A 13702-nucleotide genomic window follows, 5' to 3' on the forward strand; every position below is an offset into this window, starting at 1 on the left:
TTTTCTGCCATCAGGACACAATTGTTTCTTGTCGCCGCAGAGGAAGGTCGTCTCAGTTCTTCGCTTGCTCGAGACCGTCGCGAGTACGAAGGGCCTCATGCCGGGCGGCCTGGGCGAAGTCCTCGTCGGCGGAGGCGTAACAAATGGCCCGCGAGGAATTGACCACGATCGGCGCATCGGCGCGCCAGCCCGCGCGCACGGTGGCGACCGCATCGCCGCCCTGGGCGCCGACGCCGGGGATCAGGAGCGGCACGGTGGGCGCCAGCGCGCGCACCCGCTCGATCTCGGCCGGGTAGGTGGCGCCGACCACCAGGCCCAGCTGGCCGTTCAGGTTCCACGGCCCCTGGGCCAGCTTCGCGATGTGTTCGTACAGGAAGGGCTGGCCTTCCACGCCGGCGAGGCGCTGGGCCTGCAGGTCGTCGCCCCCAGGATTGCTGGTGCGGCACAGCAGGAAGGCGCCCTTTTCCTCGTGACGCAGGTAGGGCTCGACCGAATCGAAGCCCATGAAGGGCGAGAGCGTGACCGCATCGGCGCCATAGCGCTCGAAGGCTTCGCGCGCGTACTGCTCGGCGGTGGACCCGATGTCGCCGCGCTTGGCGTCGAGGATGACGGGCACCTGCGGCGCGTTGCGGCGCAGGTGTTCCATGAGTTTTTCGAGCTGGTCTTCGGCGCGGTGGGCGGCGAAGTAGGCGATCTGCGGCTTGAAGGCGATCACCAGGTCGGCGGTGGCATCGACGATGGCGGCGCAGAAGTCGTAGATCTTGCCGGCGTCGCCCTTCAGGCGGGCGGGGAACTTGGCGGGTTCGGGGTCGAGGCCCACGCACAGCAGCGAGCCGTTGCGGCGCTCGGCGGCGCGCAGCTTGTCCAGGAAGATCATGGGGCGGAATTCTAGGCGCCCGCCCCTTTCTGGCCTTTCGGCCTTTCGGCCTTTCAGCTCTTCAGCGCTGCGGCAGCTGCGCGGCCGCCAGGCACAGGTCGGCCCAGGCGCGCGCCTTGTCGGCCGGATTGCGCAGCAGGTAGGCGGGGTGGTAGGTCACGACGATCGGCACATCCTCCCAGCCCGGCATGGCGATGCGCGCCGGCGCGCCGCGCAGCCGGCCGAGGGGCTCGGCGCTTTGCAGCAGGCTCTGCGCGGCCAGCGGTCCCATGGCCAGCACGACCCGCGCGGCCGGCGCCGCCTCGGCAAAGCCGTCGGCGATCGGGCGCGGGCTGCCCGGCTGGCCCGAAGCCACGCCGCGGTGCGTGCGCATCAGGTGGACGGGCACGGCGCCGCTTTGCAACTGCAGCGCGCGCAGCATGGCCTCGAACAGGCGCCCGGCATCGCCGGCGAAGGGTTCGCCGTGGCGGCCATCGAGCTCGGGCGGCATGTCGGCGACGATCAGCCAGCCGTGCCCTGCCGCCGCTTCGCCGCCGTAGAGAAGGCGCGGCGCGTCGATGAGCACGCTCGCACCGGAGGGGGCGGCCGAGGGACGGGTTGCGACCGGCGGCGCCGACAACGGTGCCGGTGCCGCCGCCGGCGCGGCGGCGCGAACGGGCGCCTGCGCAGCGGCAGCCGGCTCGGGCGTGATGCGAGGCGAACGCGCGTCCGCCGCCGCCGGCGCCTCGGCGAGCGCCGCGGCAGGCCAGAAGAGCTTGACGCCCATCTCGTCGAGCATCGCGCGTTGCCGCGCGTCCAGGTTCAGCGTGCTTTCCATGTCTTTACTTCAAGGCTCCCCAGGCGCTGGTCGATTCGTTGAGGCGCAGGCTCATGACGACCGCGTCCTCGCGCGCGTTGCCCTCGGCCGGGTAGTAGCCCTTGCGCACGCCCACGCGGCGAAAGCCCTGGCGCTCGTAGATGGCCATCGCCCGCAGGTTGCTGGCCCGCACCTCGAGCCAGAGCCACTGGGCGTTCTGGCCGCGCGACCAGCCCGCGAGCGCTTCCAGCATCAGCGGCGCCCAGCCCTGGCCCTGGAAGGCCGGGGCCACCGTGATGTTGAGCAGATGCACCTCGTCGACGCCCTTCATGGCGACGAAATAGCCGATCAGCGTCTCGCTGCCGGTCTGAGCCGCCGGCCGGCCCCAGAGCGCGCGCGGCCGCCGCGCCGGCGACGGCTCGCCGGACGGCAGGGCCGGGGCCACCAGGCATTGGCAGTGGTAGCCGGCGACCAGCGAATCGCTGAAGTTGGCTGGCGTCCAGGGATGGGTGTAGGCGCTGCGTTCGATGGTGCATACGGCCGCGATCCGCTCGACCGTGATCGGTTCGAGGCGGGCTTCACGCGGCTGCAGGACTGCACTCATGAGGATCGGGAGGCTTGCGCCGCCTTGAGGGCGGCTCGCTCTTGCGTGGTTTGTGCGACTTTATCGCGAACATACAACGGCCAGGCCTGCGCCGGCGCAACCGCCCGGCCGGCAGCAAGCAATTCAGGGGCCAGTCTCAGCATCGCCTCGGCGCCGGGCAGCGCCTCGTGGCGCGCCGCGGCGGCCGGCAGGCGATCGCCGTAGGCAGAAAAGACGTTGCCGGCGAGCGCCCAGCCCGGCGGCACCTGCACCTGCTCGGGCGACAGCAACCGAGGCTCGGCGTCAAATTCGGCAGCCCCGGCGGGCTGGTCAAAGTCGTAGTGGGCGGCATAGAGCTCGTCCATGCGCGCATCGAGCAGCGCGACCACGCGCGTGGCGCCGAAGCGGTGGCGCGCCTCCTCGGCCACCGCATGCAAGGTGTCGACGGGCAGCAGCGGGACACCGGCGCCGAAGCCCAGCCCCTGCGCGACCGAGCAGGCGGTGCGCAGGCCGGTGAAGGAGCCGGGCCCGCGCCCGAAGGCAATGGCGTCGAGCTCGGCCATGGCCAGGCCGGCTTGGGCCAGCAGGTCCTGAATCAAGGGGATGAGGCTGCTCGACGCTTGCGCGCCGCCCGGGCCGCTGCGGGAAATCACCCGCTCGCCGCGACGCACCGCGACCGACAGCGCTTCGGTGCTGGTATCGAAAGCCAGGAGCTTCGTTTCTGCGGGCATCGCCATCACCCTCGCGCGACGGCGGCCGTGGCCACGCCGGCCGAGCGCATGCGTTGCACGCCGAACAGGATGCCCGCGGTGACGAGCAGCAGCCCGGCGATCAGGTTCCAGTGCAGCGGCTCGCCCAGGAACACCACGGCGCCCAGCGCCGACAGGCCCGGCACCAGCGCGGTGATCATGGTGGAGCGGACCGGTCCGAAGTACTGAATCATGCGGGTGAAGGTGATGCCCGAAATGACAACCGAGCCGACGCCCTGGAACAGCATCTGGAAGGCGATCTCGCCCAGCGGCGCACTGGCCAGCCGGCTCCCCGCCACGCCGAGGCCGGCCAGCAGCGCATAGGCCGGCACGTAGGTGAGGAAGGCGAACACGGTGATCGCGATGGTGGCGCGCACCGCCTCGAGCCCGTGGCGGCGCGCCGTCACGCTGTAGCAGGCCCAGCAAAAGGCGGCGCCCATGAACAGCAGGTCGCCTTTCCAGATCTGCCCGCCCTCGAAGGCGTGCAGCAGGCTGGCGCCGCCGACCAGGAGATCGCCCAGCACGATCAGCGCGAGACCGCACACGCGGGCCGGCGTCAGGCGGTCGTGCAGCACCACGGCGGCGAGCACCGCCGTCCACAGCGGAAGGCTGCCGGGCATCAGCACCGAGGCATGGGTCGCCGGTGCATAGAAGAAGCCGGCGTAGGCGAGCAGGGCGTAGGCGAGGCCGCCGAAGAGGCCGGCCACGACGGTGGCCCGCAAGGGCACGGGCGACAGGCCGAAGAGCGAGCCCTGCGCCGGATCGCTGCGGCGCGCCCGCGCCACCAGCCAGGCGCCCCAGGGCACGAGCACCAGGCTGGCGCCGCAGATGCGCGCGAAGGCAATGTCGAAGGGTGTCAGCGAACGGCCGGCGGAGGCCCGCGCGATGACGATGAAGGCCGTCCAGACCAGGACGGTGACGATCGCCGCGCCGATGCCGAGAGTGCGGGGGGAGAAACGGGGAGCGGCGGGCATCGCGCGATTATCCCGGGCCGGCCATGGACCGCGCTGCCCAGGGCCTATGGAGACTTGGGCTCTGGATAATCGCGCGATGCCTCCCGCCCCGAAGCCCCTGGCGCCGCGCGCCGTCCGCCTGTTCTTCCTGTTCGCCGCGCTGGCTTCGGCGCCCGCCCTGGCCCAGACGCTTCCGCCCGAGGTGGAGGCCGCCCTGACCCGCGCCCGGGTGCCGCGCGAGGCCGTCACGATGCTGGTGGCCGATGCCGATGCGGTGCGCCCGCCGCGGCTGGCCTGGCGCACGCAGGTGCCGGTCAATCCGGCCTCGGTCATGAAGCTGGTCACCACCTACGCCGCGCTCGACCTGCTGGGGCCGGCCTTCACCTGGAGCACGCCGGTGTATGTGGATGGGCCGGTGCGCGACGGCGTGCTGGCGGGCAACCTCTACATCCAGGGCCGGGGCGACCCCAAGCTGGTGCTCGAGCGCCTGTGGCTGCTGCTGCGGCGGGTGCAGGGGCTGGGCATCCACACGATCGCCGGCGACATCGTGCTGGACCGCAGTGCCTTCGAGGTGGCCGACACCGACCCGGCCGCCTTCGACGGCGAGGGCCAGCGGCCCTACAACGCCTCGCCCGATGCGCTGCTGATCAATTTCAAGTCGGTCGTCATGACCTTCCAGCCGAACCGCGACGGGCAGACGGCGCAAGTCAATTTCGAGCCCTTCCTGAGCGGCGTGAGCACGCCGTCGACGGTGCCGCTGTCCGCCGGCGAGTGCGGCGACTGGCGCGCCGCGCTGGCGCCGGCCTTCGGCGACCCGGCGCGCATGGGCTTCGCGGGCAGCTACCCCGCCGCCTGCGGCGAGAAGAGCTGGGCCGTGGCCTATGCGGAGCCGCGCAGCTATGCGGTGCGCGCCATCGGCGGGATGTGGGCCGAGATGGGCGCCAGGCTCAAGGGGCAGGTGCGCGAGGGCGCGGTGCCGGCCGGGCTCAAGCCGGCTTTCGCCTTCGAGTCGCCGCCGCTGGCCGAGGTGGTGCGCGACATCAACAAGTACAGCAACAACGTGATGGCACAGCAGCTGTTCCTCACGCTCGGGCTGCAGCAGAAGAAGCGCGGCACGCTGGAGGGTGCGCGCGCCGCGCTGCGCCAATGGTGGAACGAGCGCATCGGCACGGGCGAAGGCCAGCCCGTGTTCGACAACGGCTCGGGCCTGTCCCGCGAGGAGCGCATCAGCGCGGCGGCGCTCGCCAAGATGCTGCAGGTGGCCTGGCGCTCGCCGCTGATGCCCGAGCTGGCGTCCTCGCTGCCGGCCATGGGCGTGGACGGCACGCTGCGCAAGCGCACGCTGCGCGCCGGCGGCGCGGCCCACCTGAAGACCGGCAGCCTGCGCGATTCCGCGGGCATCGCAGGCTATGTGCATGGCGCGAGCGGCCGGCGCTGGGTGGTGGTCGCGATCGCGAACCACGACAGCGCGGGCGCCGCGCGGCCAGCCTTCGATGCGCTGATCGACTGGGCGGCGCAGGACAATTGAGCGCGGTCGCCCAGGCGACTGGAGCGCCGCTGCGGCTGGGGGTTTCCCTTGTCCTGCTTCGGGGAGGCGGGGCCTAGGATCGTGCGCCTCTCGCCTCTCTCTTCACCAGCAACATACCGCATGGAGACACACGCATGAATCGTCTGCACCTTCTGAGCGCCGTGATGGCGGCCGGCTTGCTCACCGCCTGCGGGGGCGGCGGCGATGGCGGCGGCTTCGCCTTCATCGGGACCGGCACCGGCACCACCGGGCCCGGCACCGGCGCGCTGAAGGAGCCGCCCGTCATCGTGACCACGCTGACCACGGCGCAGATCGACGGGGGCAGCGCCCAGAGCGGCCTGCAGGCGCTCAGCGGCAAGGCCCGGTGCGACGTCAACGTGATCTCGCTCAACTACAGCACGGTGGGCCCCAAGGGCGAGGTGACCAACGCCTCGGGCGTGCTGCTGATGCCGGCCGGGACTTGCGGCAACGCGGCGCCGCTGGTGGCCTATGCCAAGGGCACCGACGTGCAGAAGCCGCGCACGCTGGTCAATCCGCAGGACCCGGAAACCTTCATGCTGACCGCGATGTACGCGGCCCAGGGCTATGCAGTGGTGGCCACCGACTACCTGGGCTACGCCAAGTCCACCTTCCCCTACCACCCCTACCTGCATGCCGACTCGGAAGCGCGCACGGTGCTCGACTCGGTCCGGGCGGCTCGTGCCGCGGCGGTCAGCGCCGGCGGCTCGCTGTCGGGCAAGGTGATGTTCACCGGCTACTCGCAGGGCGGCCATTCCTCGATGGCCGCGCACCGTGCCGCCGAGCGCGACAACGCCTCGGAGTTCAACGTGGTGGCCGGTGCGCACCTGGCCGGGCCCTACAACGTCTCGGGGTCCTTCAAGCTCACGCAGGCGATCGCGGGCTACCAGTTCTTCGTGCCCTTCATCGTGAACTCCTATCAGAAGGTGTACGGCGACGTCTACACCGACGTGAACACGGTCTACAAGCAGCCTTATGCCGGCTACATCGAAAACCTGCTGCCGAGCCCGACGCTGAACTACACCACGCTGGTCACCAGCGGCTCCCTGCCCGGCGCCAACGGCGAGACGCCCAACCAGGCGCGCGATGCGATCTTCCAGAGCGCCTTCCTCAGCGATGTGCAGACCAACCCGAACAACACGCTGTTCCTGAACGCCAAGAAGAACGACCTGCTGGGCTGGAGCCCGCGCGCCAAGACGCTCTTGTGCGGCGGCGCCGGCGATCCCACGGTGCCGCCGGCCCTGCACATGGTTCCGGCAAAGGCGGACTTCGATGCGCGCGGCGTGACCACGGTCACGACGGTAGACGTGGATGCGCAGATCCAGGCGACCTACGGGCCGGGCGGCAAGGCGCCGACCGATCCGACCACGGCCGCCTACGCCACCTACTTCGGCGCCTACCACGGCACCTACGAGCCGCCCTTCTGCCACGTGCGGGCCCGGGCGCTCTTCGACACGGTGAAGTAAGGCTCAGGCTGCAGCAGCGCGCTGCAGCCGGTCTCGCACGCCTTCCCATTCGGGGCCGGCGGGCGGGGTCTCGACCCAGATCAGCTTGGCGCCTTCGGCATCGAAGGCCCGCAGCACGGCAAACAGCTGCTGGGCGGCGGCCGCGGCGTCGTCGGGCATGCGCCGCAGCAGCACGCGCTGCGAGCGGCACTTGAGCGGGCTGCGCGACCACACGGCCAGGTGCGCGGCATTGACGCCCAGCACGTCGAGGCCGGTCTGCAGTGCCTTGGCCTCCATCAGCCGCAGCTTGGCGGTGGGCGCGTAGTGGGCCTCCAGCGTGCCGGAGGCCCGCGGATCGGGTGCCGCGAGCTCGTGCCTGTCGCGCAGCGGCTCGCCGCAGGCGGCCTCGATCTGGGTGCGGGTGATGGCGCCCGGGCGCAGCAGCACCGGCTGGCCGCGGCTGCAATCGACGATGGTCGATTCGATGCCGACCTCGCAAGGTCCGCCGTCGATCACCAGCAGCGCGTCGCCGAATTCCTGCTGGACATGCTGGGCGGTGGTCGGGCTCACCCGGCCGAAGCGGTTGGCGCTGGGGCCTGCCACGCCAGGCACGCCCTGCTCGGCGCAGGCCACGAGCAGGGCCTGCGCCACCGGGTGGGCCGGGCAGCGCAAGCCGATCGTGTCTTGCCCGCCGGCCGTGGCGGCAGCGACGCCGGGCTGGCGCGTGACGATCAGGGTCAGCGGGCCGGGCCAGAAGGCCTGCACCAGCTTCTGGGCAAAGGGCGGCAGCGGCTGGGCGAAGCGCGACAGCGACTCGGAGCCCTTGACGCCGGCGGCCACATGCACGATCAGCGGATGGTTGCTGGGCCGGCCCTTGGCCTTGAAGATGCCGGCCACGGCATCGTCGCTCGTCGCGTCGGCGCCCAGGCCGTAGACGGTCTCGGTCGGAAAGGCGACCAGGCCGCCGGCGCGCAGCACCCGGGCGGCTTCCTGGATGGCATCGGGCGAGCGGCCGTCGCGAACTGTCATCGCGCCCGGCTTATTCGGACAAGGGGATCGGCAGCCCCAGCAGCGCGGCAGCGAAGTCGGCCGTGCCGCGAACCGTTTCGATGCTGCTGCCCGTGATCGTGAGATGCCCCATCTTGCGGCCGCGCCGCGGCTCTGTCTTGCCGTAGAGGTGCAGGTGCGCGCCGGGCAGCGCGAGCACGTCGGCCCAGCGGGGCTCGACGGGCTTCGATTCGCCGTCGGGGAACCACAGGTCGCCCAGCAGGTTCAGCATCAGCGCCGGGCTGTGCTGGCGCGGCGCGTTGAGCGGCAGGCCGGCCAGGGTGCGCACCTGCAGCTCGAACTGCGAGACGTCGCAGGCATCCAGGGTCCAGTGGCCGCTGTTGTGCGGGCGCGGCGCCATCTCGTTGACCACCAGCGCGCCATCGGCCAGCACGAAGAACTCGACGCACAGCACGCCCACGTACTGCAGGCCTTCCGCGATCGCGACGGCCGATTCGACCGCCAGCCGCGCTGCCGCCTCGGGGACGTTGTCCGCATGCACCTCGGTCACGGCGAGGATGCCGTCGCGATGCAGGTTGCGCTGCGGCGGAAAGTGCACGATCTGGCCGTCCTGGCCGCGCGCCACGATGACGGAGCATTCGAAGTCCAGCGGCAGCAGCTTCTCGAGCACGCACGGCACCTGGCCGGCGCGCTCCCAGGCCGCGGCCAGTTCCTCGCGGGTGTTCACGCGCTGCTGGCCCTTGCCGTCGTAGCCGAGGCGGGCGGTCTTCAGGATGCCGGGCAGCAGGTTGGGCGGCACCAGCATGGCATGCTCGGCCGACTCGATGACCGCGTAGGGCGCGCAGTCCACGCCGCAGCCGACGAAGTGGCTCTTTTCCCGGACGCGGTCCTGGGCGATCGCCACCGCGGCGGCGGCCGGGCGCACGGGCCGGGCCACGGCGAGATGCTCCAGCGAGGGCGCGGGCACGTTCTCGAACTCGGTGGTGATGGCATCGGCCAGGCCGGCGAGCCGGGCGAGGCCGTCGATGTCCGCGTAGTCGGTGTGGATGTGATGGTGGCTCACCCGCCCGGCGGGGCTGTCGGCATCGGGGTCGAGCACCGCGACGAGGTAGCCCATGCGCTGGGCCGCGTGCGCAAACATGCGGCCCAGTTGCCCGCCGCCCACCACGCCGAGCGTGGCGCCGGGCAGGATCACGCTCACAGCGCGCCTCCGCCCTGGGGCGAGAAGGGCGACACGGTCTCTGCTTCGGGCGGCGGCAGCGTCATGGATCGGGCGGCCTCGGTCTGCTGCGCGCGGAAGGCGTCGAGCCGCTCGCGCAGCGCCGGATCGGCCACGGCCAGCATCGCGACCGCGAACAGGGCCGCGTTCGCCGCGCCGGCGTTGCCGATGGCGAAGGTCGCGACCGGCACGCCCTTGGGCATCTGCACGATGCTGTAGAGCGAATCCACGCCCTGCAGGTGACGGCTCGCGACCGGCACGCCGAGCACCGGCACGGTGGTCTTGGCCGCCAGCATGCCGGGCAGGTGGGCCGCGCCGCCCGCGCCGGCGATGATGGCCGCCAGGCCGCGCGGGGCGGCGTTCTCGGCGTAGGCGAACAGTTCGTCGGGCATTCGGTGGGCGGAGACCACCCGCGCCTCGTGGGCGATGCCGAATTGCTGGAGAATCTCGACCGCGTTGCGCATCGTCTCCCAATCGGAGTTCGAGCCCATCACCACGCCGACCTGTATGGCTTGCTTCATGGTTTCAATTTTACGTTTCACCCTCAGCTTCCCGCGATGATGGACATCACCCTCGAAAATTTTCAGACCGAGCTGATCGACGGCTCGATGACCACCCCGGTGCTGCTCGACATCTGGGCCGAATGGTGCGGGCCGTGCAAGCAGCTCGGGCCGGTGCTCGAGAAGCTCGAGCTCGAGTATGGCGGGCGCTTCACGCTGGCCAAGCTCGATGCCGACAAGGTGCCGCAGATCTCGCAGCAGCTGAGCCAGATGTTCGGCGTGCGCAGCATCCCCTTCTGCGTGATGTTCAAGGACGGCCAGCCGGTCGACGGCTTCGTCGGCGCGATCCCCGCCGACCAGATTCGCGCCTTCCTCGACAAGCACGTACCGGGCCAGGAGGAGCTCGAGGCTGCCGAGCACGAAGAGGCTGCGCAGGATGCGCTGGCCGAAGGCGACACCCAGGGCGCGCTGGAACGGCTGCAGCATGCGGTCGCCACCGACCCGGCCAATGACGACGCGCGCTTCGACTACATCAAGCTGCTGCTCCAGGAGGGCCGCATCGACGATGCCAAGGTCGCCTTCGCGCCAGTCATCGCCAAGGCGCCGGCAGTGCGCCGATTCGACGCGCTGCAGCGCTGGATGGATGCGATCGATTTTGCGGCGCCGGCCACGGGCGCAGCCCCGACGATCGCCGACGCCGAGTCGCGCATTGCCGCCGACAAGCGCGACTTCCAGGCCCGCTTCGACCGGGCGCGCCTGCTGATGGCCGCGCAGCGCTGGACCGACGCGATGGACGAGCTGCTCGACATCCTGATGCGCGACAAAAGCTGGAACGAGGAGCTGGCGCGCAAGACCTACATCGCGATCCTCGAGCTCATCGAGCCGCCCAAGCCGAAGGTGGCGGACGGCCAGATCCCGCCGGACGACCCGACCGTGGCGACCTACCGGCGTCGTCTCAGCAGCGTGGTGCTGAGCTAGCGACAGGGTGAGCGCAGGCTCACTTCGACATCGGCGAAGCGGGTGGGCCGGCCGGGCGTGACGTTGGCGCACCGAACGGGCTGGCATACGATTGGCGGGTTTCGACATGTTGCAAAGGAAAAGTCCGGCCATGCGCTCTCTCTTCTTGACGGCGGCCCTGTTCGCGTCTGTGCTCGCGAGCGGTTGCGGCAGCGGCATCAACCTGGACGAGCCGATCGAAGGACCGGTCTGGCAGCTGGAGCAGTTGGGCAGCGAGTTGATCGAGCCGAGCAGCGATCCGCGCCGCAACGCCCAGATCCAGTTCGACCGCAGCAGCGGACGGGTGAGCGGCTCGGGCGGCTGCAACCGCGTCACCGGCACTTACGAGCGCAGCGGCAGCACCCTGCGGGTGCGCCAGCTGGGCGCCACGCGCATGGCCTGTCCCAACGAGGCGAGCACCATCAACGAAAGCCAGTTCTTCGCGGCGCTGCAGGCGACGGCCAGCTACCGGCTGCAGGGGACGTCGAGGCTTTCGCTGCTGGACGCGAGTGGACGAACGGTCGCCACCTTGAGCAACGGCGGAGTGCGCTGAGCCCCGCCCCGACTCACCATTTCGCCGGCAGCGGCTTGAGCACGACCAGCCGCGGCCCGCGGACCTCCACGAAGCCGCCGCCCTCCAGGTCCTTCAGCAGCCGGCTCACCATCTCGCGCGAGCATCCGATTTCGCTGGCGATCGCCTGGTGGGTCAGCCGCTCCATCTGCATGACGCCATCCGCCTGCGGCAGCGATCGATCCTCCAGCAGGGCTTTCAGGCGGCTGTAGACGTCGAGCAAGCCCATGCTGCGGGCACTCTCGGTGGCCAGTCTTGCACGGCGGATCAGCCGCATGATCAGCTCCTGGGCCAACTCCGGATCGAGCGCCAGGTGCCGCAGCATGGTCTGGCGCGTCACCACGACGCACACCGTCGGCTTCACTGCCTGCACGCTGGCCGAGCGCGGCCCCCCATCGAGCGACATCTCCCCCACGTATTCGCCCGGCCCGTGCAGGCCCAGCGTCACCTCGCGTCCCCGGGCATCGGAGACGAAGGCGCGCAGCCGGCCCGAGAGCACGATGTAGACCGTGCCGCCGTGGTCGCCTTCCTCGATCAGCATGGCGTGCGTCCGGTAGCGTCGCTGCACGCCCAGCGCGGCGAGCCTCTGGAGCGGGGGCGGCAGTTCGGCGAGGGGGTCGGCGCGGGATGCAACGGGCGTCGGCGGCATGCGCGGACTATACGGCCCGCCTCCGCTGCGGCGCGCCCCTGCGATGCAGCGGGCAAGGCGCCGGCGTGGTCGCTCCCTGTTCAGTCTTGGCCCACGAGCCGCAGCGAAGACACGATCTGCGGCATGCGCGAGAGCTCGCGCACGATCTCGCGAACGCTGCCGCGGCCGGTCTTCTGCCGCACGTTCTTGATGTGTGTGCGCACGGTGGAGACGCGAATGCCCTGCTCGCAGGCGATCTCCTGGGCGCCGCGGCCCGCGCACAGCTGCGTCAGAACGGCCTGCTCCGCCGGCGTCAGGCGCTTGGCACGGGCGAACATCTGCACCGTGAGGGTCTCGCAGCTCGAGCGCCGGCTGCAGATGATCAGCACCGCGTCGACCGCGGCGGCAGCGTGCACCACGGCCAGCGGCACGAAGGCCAGCGAAAGCGTCTCGCCTTCGGGGTCGAGCTCCACGATGCTGCGGCAGTCGCGCTCTGCGTCCTTGAGGGCCTGGCGCAGCTTGGCCTGCCAGGCAGGCTGGGCTGCCGACAGGCTGCCATCGACATCCCGCAGCGCGCGCCCGCCCACGAGCTCGCGGCGCGCCGGCCGGTTGGCATGCAAGATGCGGCCGCTCAGGTCGACCAGCAGCAGGCCGTGGTCCATCTCGTCGAGCACACGCGCCAGCAGGCCGGCTTGCAGGGAGTCCGGCGTGGGCACATCGGCCCGGGCTTCGCAGGGGGGAGCGAACAGTTCGGCAGTCACGTTCATGGCACTTTCCTCATCCGTTGTAATGAGGACAAGTGTGTGAAATCGTGGCTTCGCGGTGCGGTGACTATTGCCCGCGGATTTGTGATTTATTCACGTCCGGCGGTGGGGGGGCTTCAGCCGGTCAGCCGCTGCAGCGCCTCTCGGTACTTGGCGGCCGTCTTCTCGATCACCTCGGCGGGCAGGCGCGGCGCCGGCGGGGTCTTGTCCCAGGGCTTGCCGTTGACCTTGACAGCCTCCAGCCAGTCGCGCACGAACTGCTTGTCGTAGCTCGGCGGGTTGGCGCCGGCAGCCAGCGCGGCCTGGTAACCCTCGATGGGCCAGTAGCGCGAGCTGTCGGGGGTGAGCACCTCGTCCATCAGGACCAGGGTGCCGGCCTCGTCGAGGCCGAACTCGAACTTGGTGTCGGCAATGATCATGCCCTTGGTCAGCGCGATGGCGGCGGCCGCCTCGTAGATCGCGATGCTGGTGTCGCGGATCTGCTGCGCGAGCGCGGGGCCGACCACCTCGACCACGCGCTCGTAGCTGATGTTCTCGTCGTGCGCACCCGCAGCCGCCTTGGCCGCGGGCGTGAAGATCGGCCGCGGCAGCTTGCTGGCATTGCCCAGGCCCTCGGGCAGCGGCACGCCGCAGACGGAGCGGCTCTCCTGGTATTCCTTCCAACCGCTGCCCGCGAGGTAGCCGCGCACGACCGCTTCGACCGGGATCGGCTTGAGGCGCTTGACCAGCATCGAGCGGTCGCGGACCTGGGGCACCTCGGCAGCCGTCACCACGCTCTCGGGCGCCTCGCCGGTCAGGTGGTTGGGGCACAGGTGGCCCAGCCGGTCGAACCACCACAGCGCCATCTGCGTCAGGATCACGCCCTTGCCCGGGATCGGCTCGCCCATGATCACGTCGAAGGCCGAGAGGCGGTCGCTCGCGACCATCAGGATGCGGTCCTCGCCGACCGCGTAGTTGTCGCGCACCTTGCCGCGCGCGAGCAGGGGCAGGCTCTGGATGGAGGATGTGTGGACGGTGGTCATGGCGGGTGAATGGAACAGCGGGAACGGGGGACGACCGAGATTGTG

General features: G+C 70.8%; 15 protein-coding genes. 4 read left to right on the top strand and 11 right to left on the bottom strand.

Translation table 11 applies throughout. The annotated features are described in order from the left end of the window. Positions 1–52 precede the first annotated feature (52 nt). The 5 genes from pyrF to AC3A6Y_RS01795 form a co-directional block, all read right to left on the bottom strand. Positions 53–877: an orotidine-5'-phosphate decarboxylase gene (gene pyrF / locus AC3A6Y_RS01775; RefSeq protein ID WP_487866515.1), complete on the bottom strand. Its 825-nt coding sequence runs from the start codon at positions 875–877 to the stop codon at positions 53–55. A gap of 61 nt (positions 878–938) precedes the next feature. Next, positions 939–1694 carry a uracil-DNA glycosylase family protein gene (locus AC3A6Y_RS01780; protein ID WP_487866516.1) on the bottom strand — a complete coding sequence of 252 codons (756 nt, stop codon included), beginning with the start codon at positions 1692–1694 and terminating at the stop codon, positions 939–941. Between the two features lie 4 nt (positions 1695–1698). Next, positions 1699–2277, bottom strand: a complete 579-nt coding sequence (gene rimI / locus AC3A6Y_RS01785; protein WP_487866517.1) for a ribosomal protein S18-alanine N-acetyltransferase — start codon at positions 2275–2277, stop codon at positions 1699–1701. Continuing rightward, complete coding sequence (gene tsaB, locus AC3A6Y_RS01790; protein WP_487866518.1) at positions 2274–2987, bottom strand: tRNA (adenosine(37)-N6)-threonylcarbamoyltransferase complex dimerization subunit type 1 TsaB; 714 nt, start codon at positions 2985–2987, stop codon at positions 2274–2276. The genes rimI and tsaB overlap by 4 nt, the downstream gene beginning before the upstream one ends. Before the next feature lie 5 nt (positions 2988–2992). Further along, positions 2993–3979, bottom strand: a complete 987-nt coding sequence (locus AC3A6Y_RS01795; protein WP_487866519.1) for a DMT family transporter — start codon at positions 3977–3979, stop codon at positions 2993–2995. 76 nt (positions 3980–4055) lie between these two features. Here AC3A6Y_RS01795 and dacB point away from each other — a divergent pair, with 76 nt between their 5' ends. Both dacB and AC3A6Y_RS01805 read left to right on the top strand, forming a co-directional pair. Next, positions 4056–5486 carry a D-alanyl-D-alanine carboxypeptidase/D-alanyl-D-alanine endopeptidase gene (gene dacB, locus AC3A6Y_RS01800; protein WP_487866520.1) on the top strand — a complete coding sequence of 477 codons (1431 nt, stop codon included), beginning with the start codon at positions 4056–4058 and terminating at the stop codon, positions 5484–5486. A gap of 134 nt (positions 5487–5620) precedes the next feature. Next, positions 5621–6970 carry a lipase family protein gene (locus AC3A6Y_RS01805; RefSeq protein ID WP_487866521.1) on the top strand — a complete coding sequence of 450 codons (1350 nt, stop codon included), beginning with the start codon at positions 5621–5623 and terminating at the stop codon, positions 6968–6970. A gap of 3 nt (positions 6971–6973) precedes the next feature. Here the strand turns inward: AC3A6Y_RS01805 and AC3A6Y_RS01810 are convergent, their stop codons facing one another. The 3 genes from AC3A6Y_RS01810 to purE are packed head-to-tail and all read right to left on the bottom strand — an operon-like array spanning position 6974 to position 9697. Further along, positions 6974–7978 (bottom strand): L-threonylcarbamoyladenylate synthase, encoded by a 1005-nt coding sequence (locus AC3A6Y_RS01810; protein ID WP_487866522.1) that lies wholly within the window; start codon positions 7976–7978, stop codon positions 6974–6976. Between the two features lie 10 nt (positions 7979–7988). Continuing rightward, positions 7989–9152: a 5-(carboxyamino)imidazole ribonucleotide synthase gene (locus tag AC3A6Y_RS01815; RefSeq protein WP_487867781.1), complete on the bottom strand. Its 1164-nt coding sequence runs from the start codon at positions 9150–9152 to the stop codon at positions 7989–7991. A gap of 2 nt (positions 9153–9154) precedes the next feature. Further along, complete coding sequence (gene purE, locus AC3A6Y_RS01820) at positions 9155–9697, bottom strand: 5-(carboxyamino)imidazole ribonucleotide mutase (protein WP_487866523.1); 543 nt, start codon at positions 9695–9697, stop codon at positions 9155–9157. Between the two features lie 36 nt (positions 9698–9733). On the opposite strand from purE, the gene AC3A6Y_RS01825 reads away from it, so the two are divergent. Both AC3A6Y_RS01825 and AC3A6Y_RS01830 read left to right on the top strand, forming a co-directional pair. Beyond that, positions 9734–10654 carry a tetratricopeptide repeat protein gene (locus AC3A6Y_RS01825; RefSeq protein ID WP_487866524.1) on the top strand — a complete coding sequence of 307 codons (921 nt, stop codon included), beginning with the start codon at positions 9734–9736 and terminating at the stop codon, positions 10652–10654. 130 nt (positions 10655–10784) lie between these two features. Continuing rightward, positions 10785–11225, top strand: coding sequence for an META domain-containing protein (locus AC3A6Y_RS01830; protein ID WP_487866525.1), 441 nt, complete (start codon positions 10785–10787; stop codon positions 11223–11225). Between the two features lie 13 nt (positions 11226–11238). Here AC3A6Y_RS01830 and AC3A6Y_RS01835 read toward each other — a convergent pair whose 3' ends face one another. From AC3A6Y_RS01835 to AC3A6Y_RS01845, 3 genes are all read right to left on the bottom strand, one after another. Then, positions 11239–11892 (bottom strand): Crp/Fnr family transcriptional regulator, encoded by a 654-nt coding sequence (locus AC3A6Y_RS01835; RefSeq protein ID WP_487866526.1) that lies wholly within the window; start codon positions 11890–11892, stop codon positions 11239–11241. Positions 11893–11972: 80 nt separating this feature from the next. Next, positions 11973–12638: a helix-turn-helix transcriptional regulator gene (locus tag AC3A6Y_RS01840; protein ID WP_487866527.1), complete on the bottom strand. Its 666-nt coding sequence runs from the start codon at positions 12636–12638 to the stop codon at positions 11973–11975. A gap of 113 nt (positions 12639–12751) precedes the next feature. Then, the gene (locus AC3A6Y_RS01845; RefSeq protein WP_487866528.1) at positions 12752–13657 is read right to left on the bottom strand and encodes a phosphoribosylaminoimidazolesuccinocarboxamide synthase; all 906 of its coding nucleotides are present in this window, start codon (positions 13655–13657) and stop codon (positions 12752–12754) included. Positions 13658–13702 lie beyond the last annotated feature (45 nt).

Source organism: Variovorax sp. Soil_C_17 (assembly GCF_057657265.1).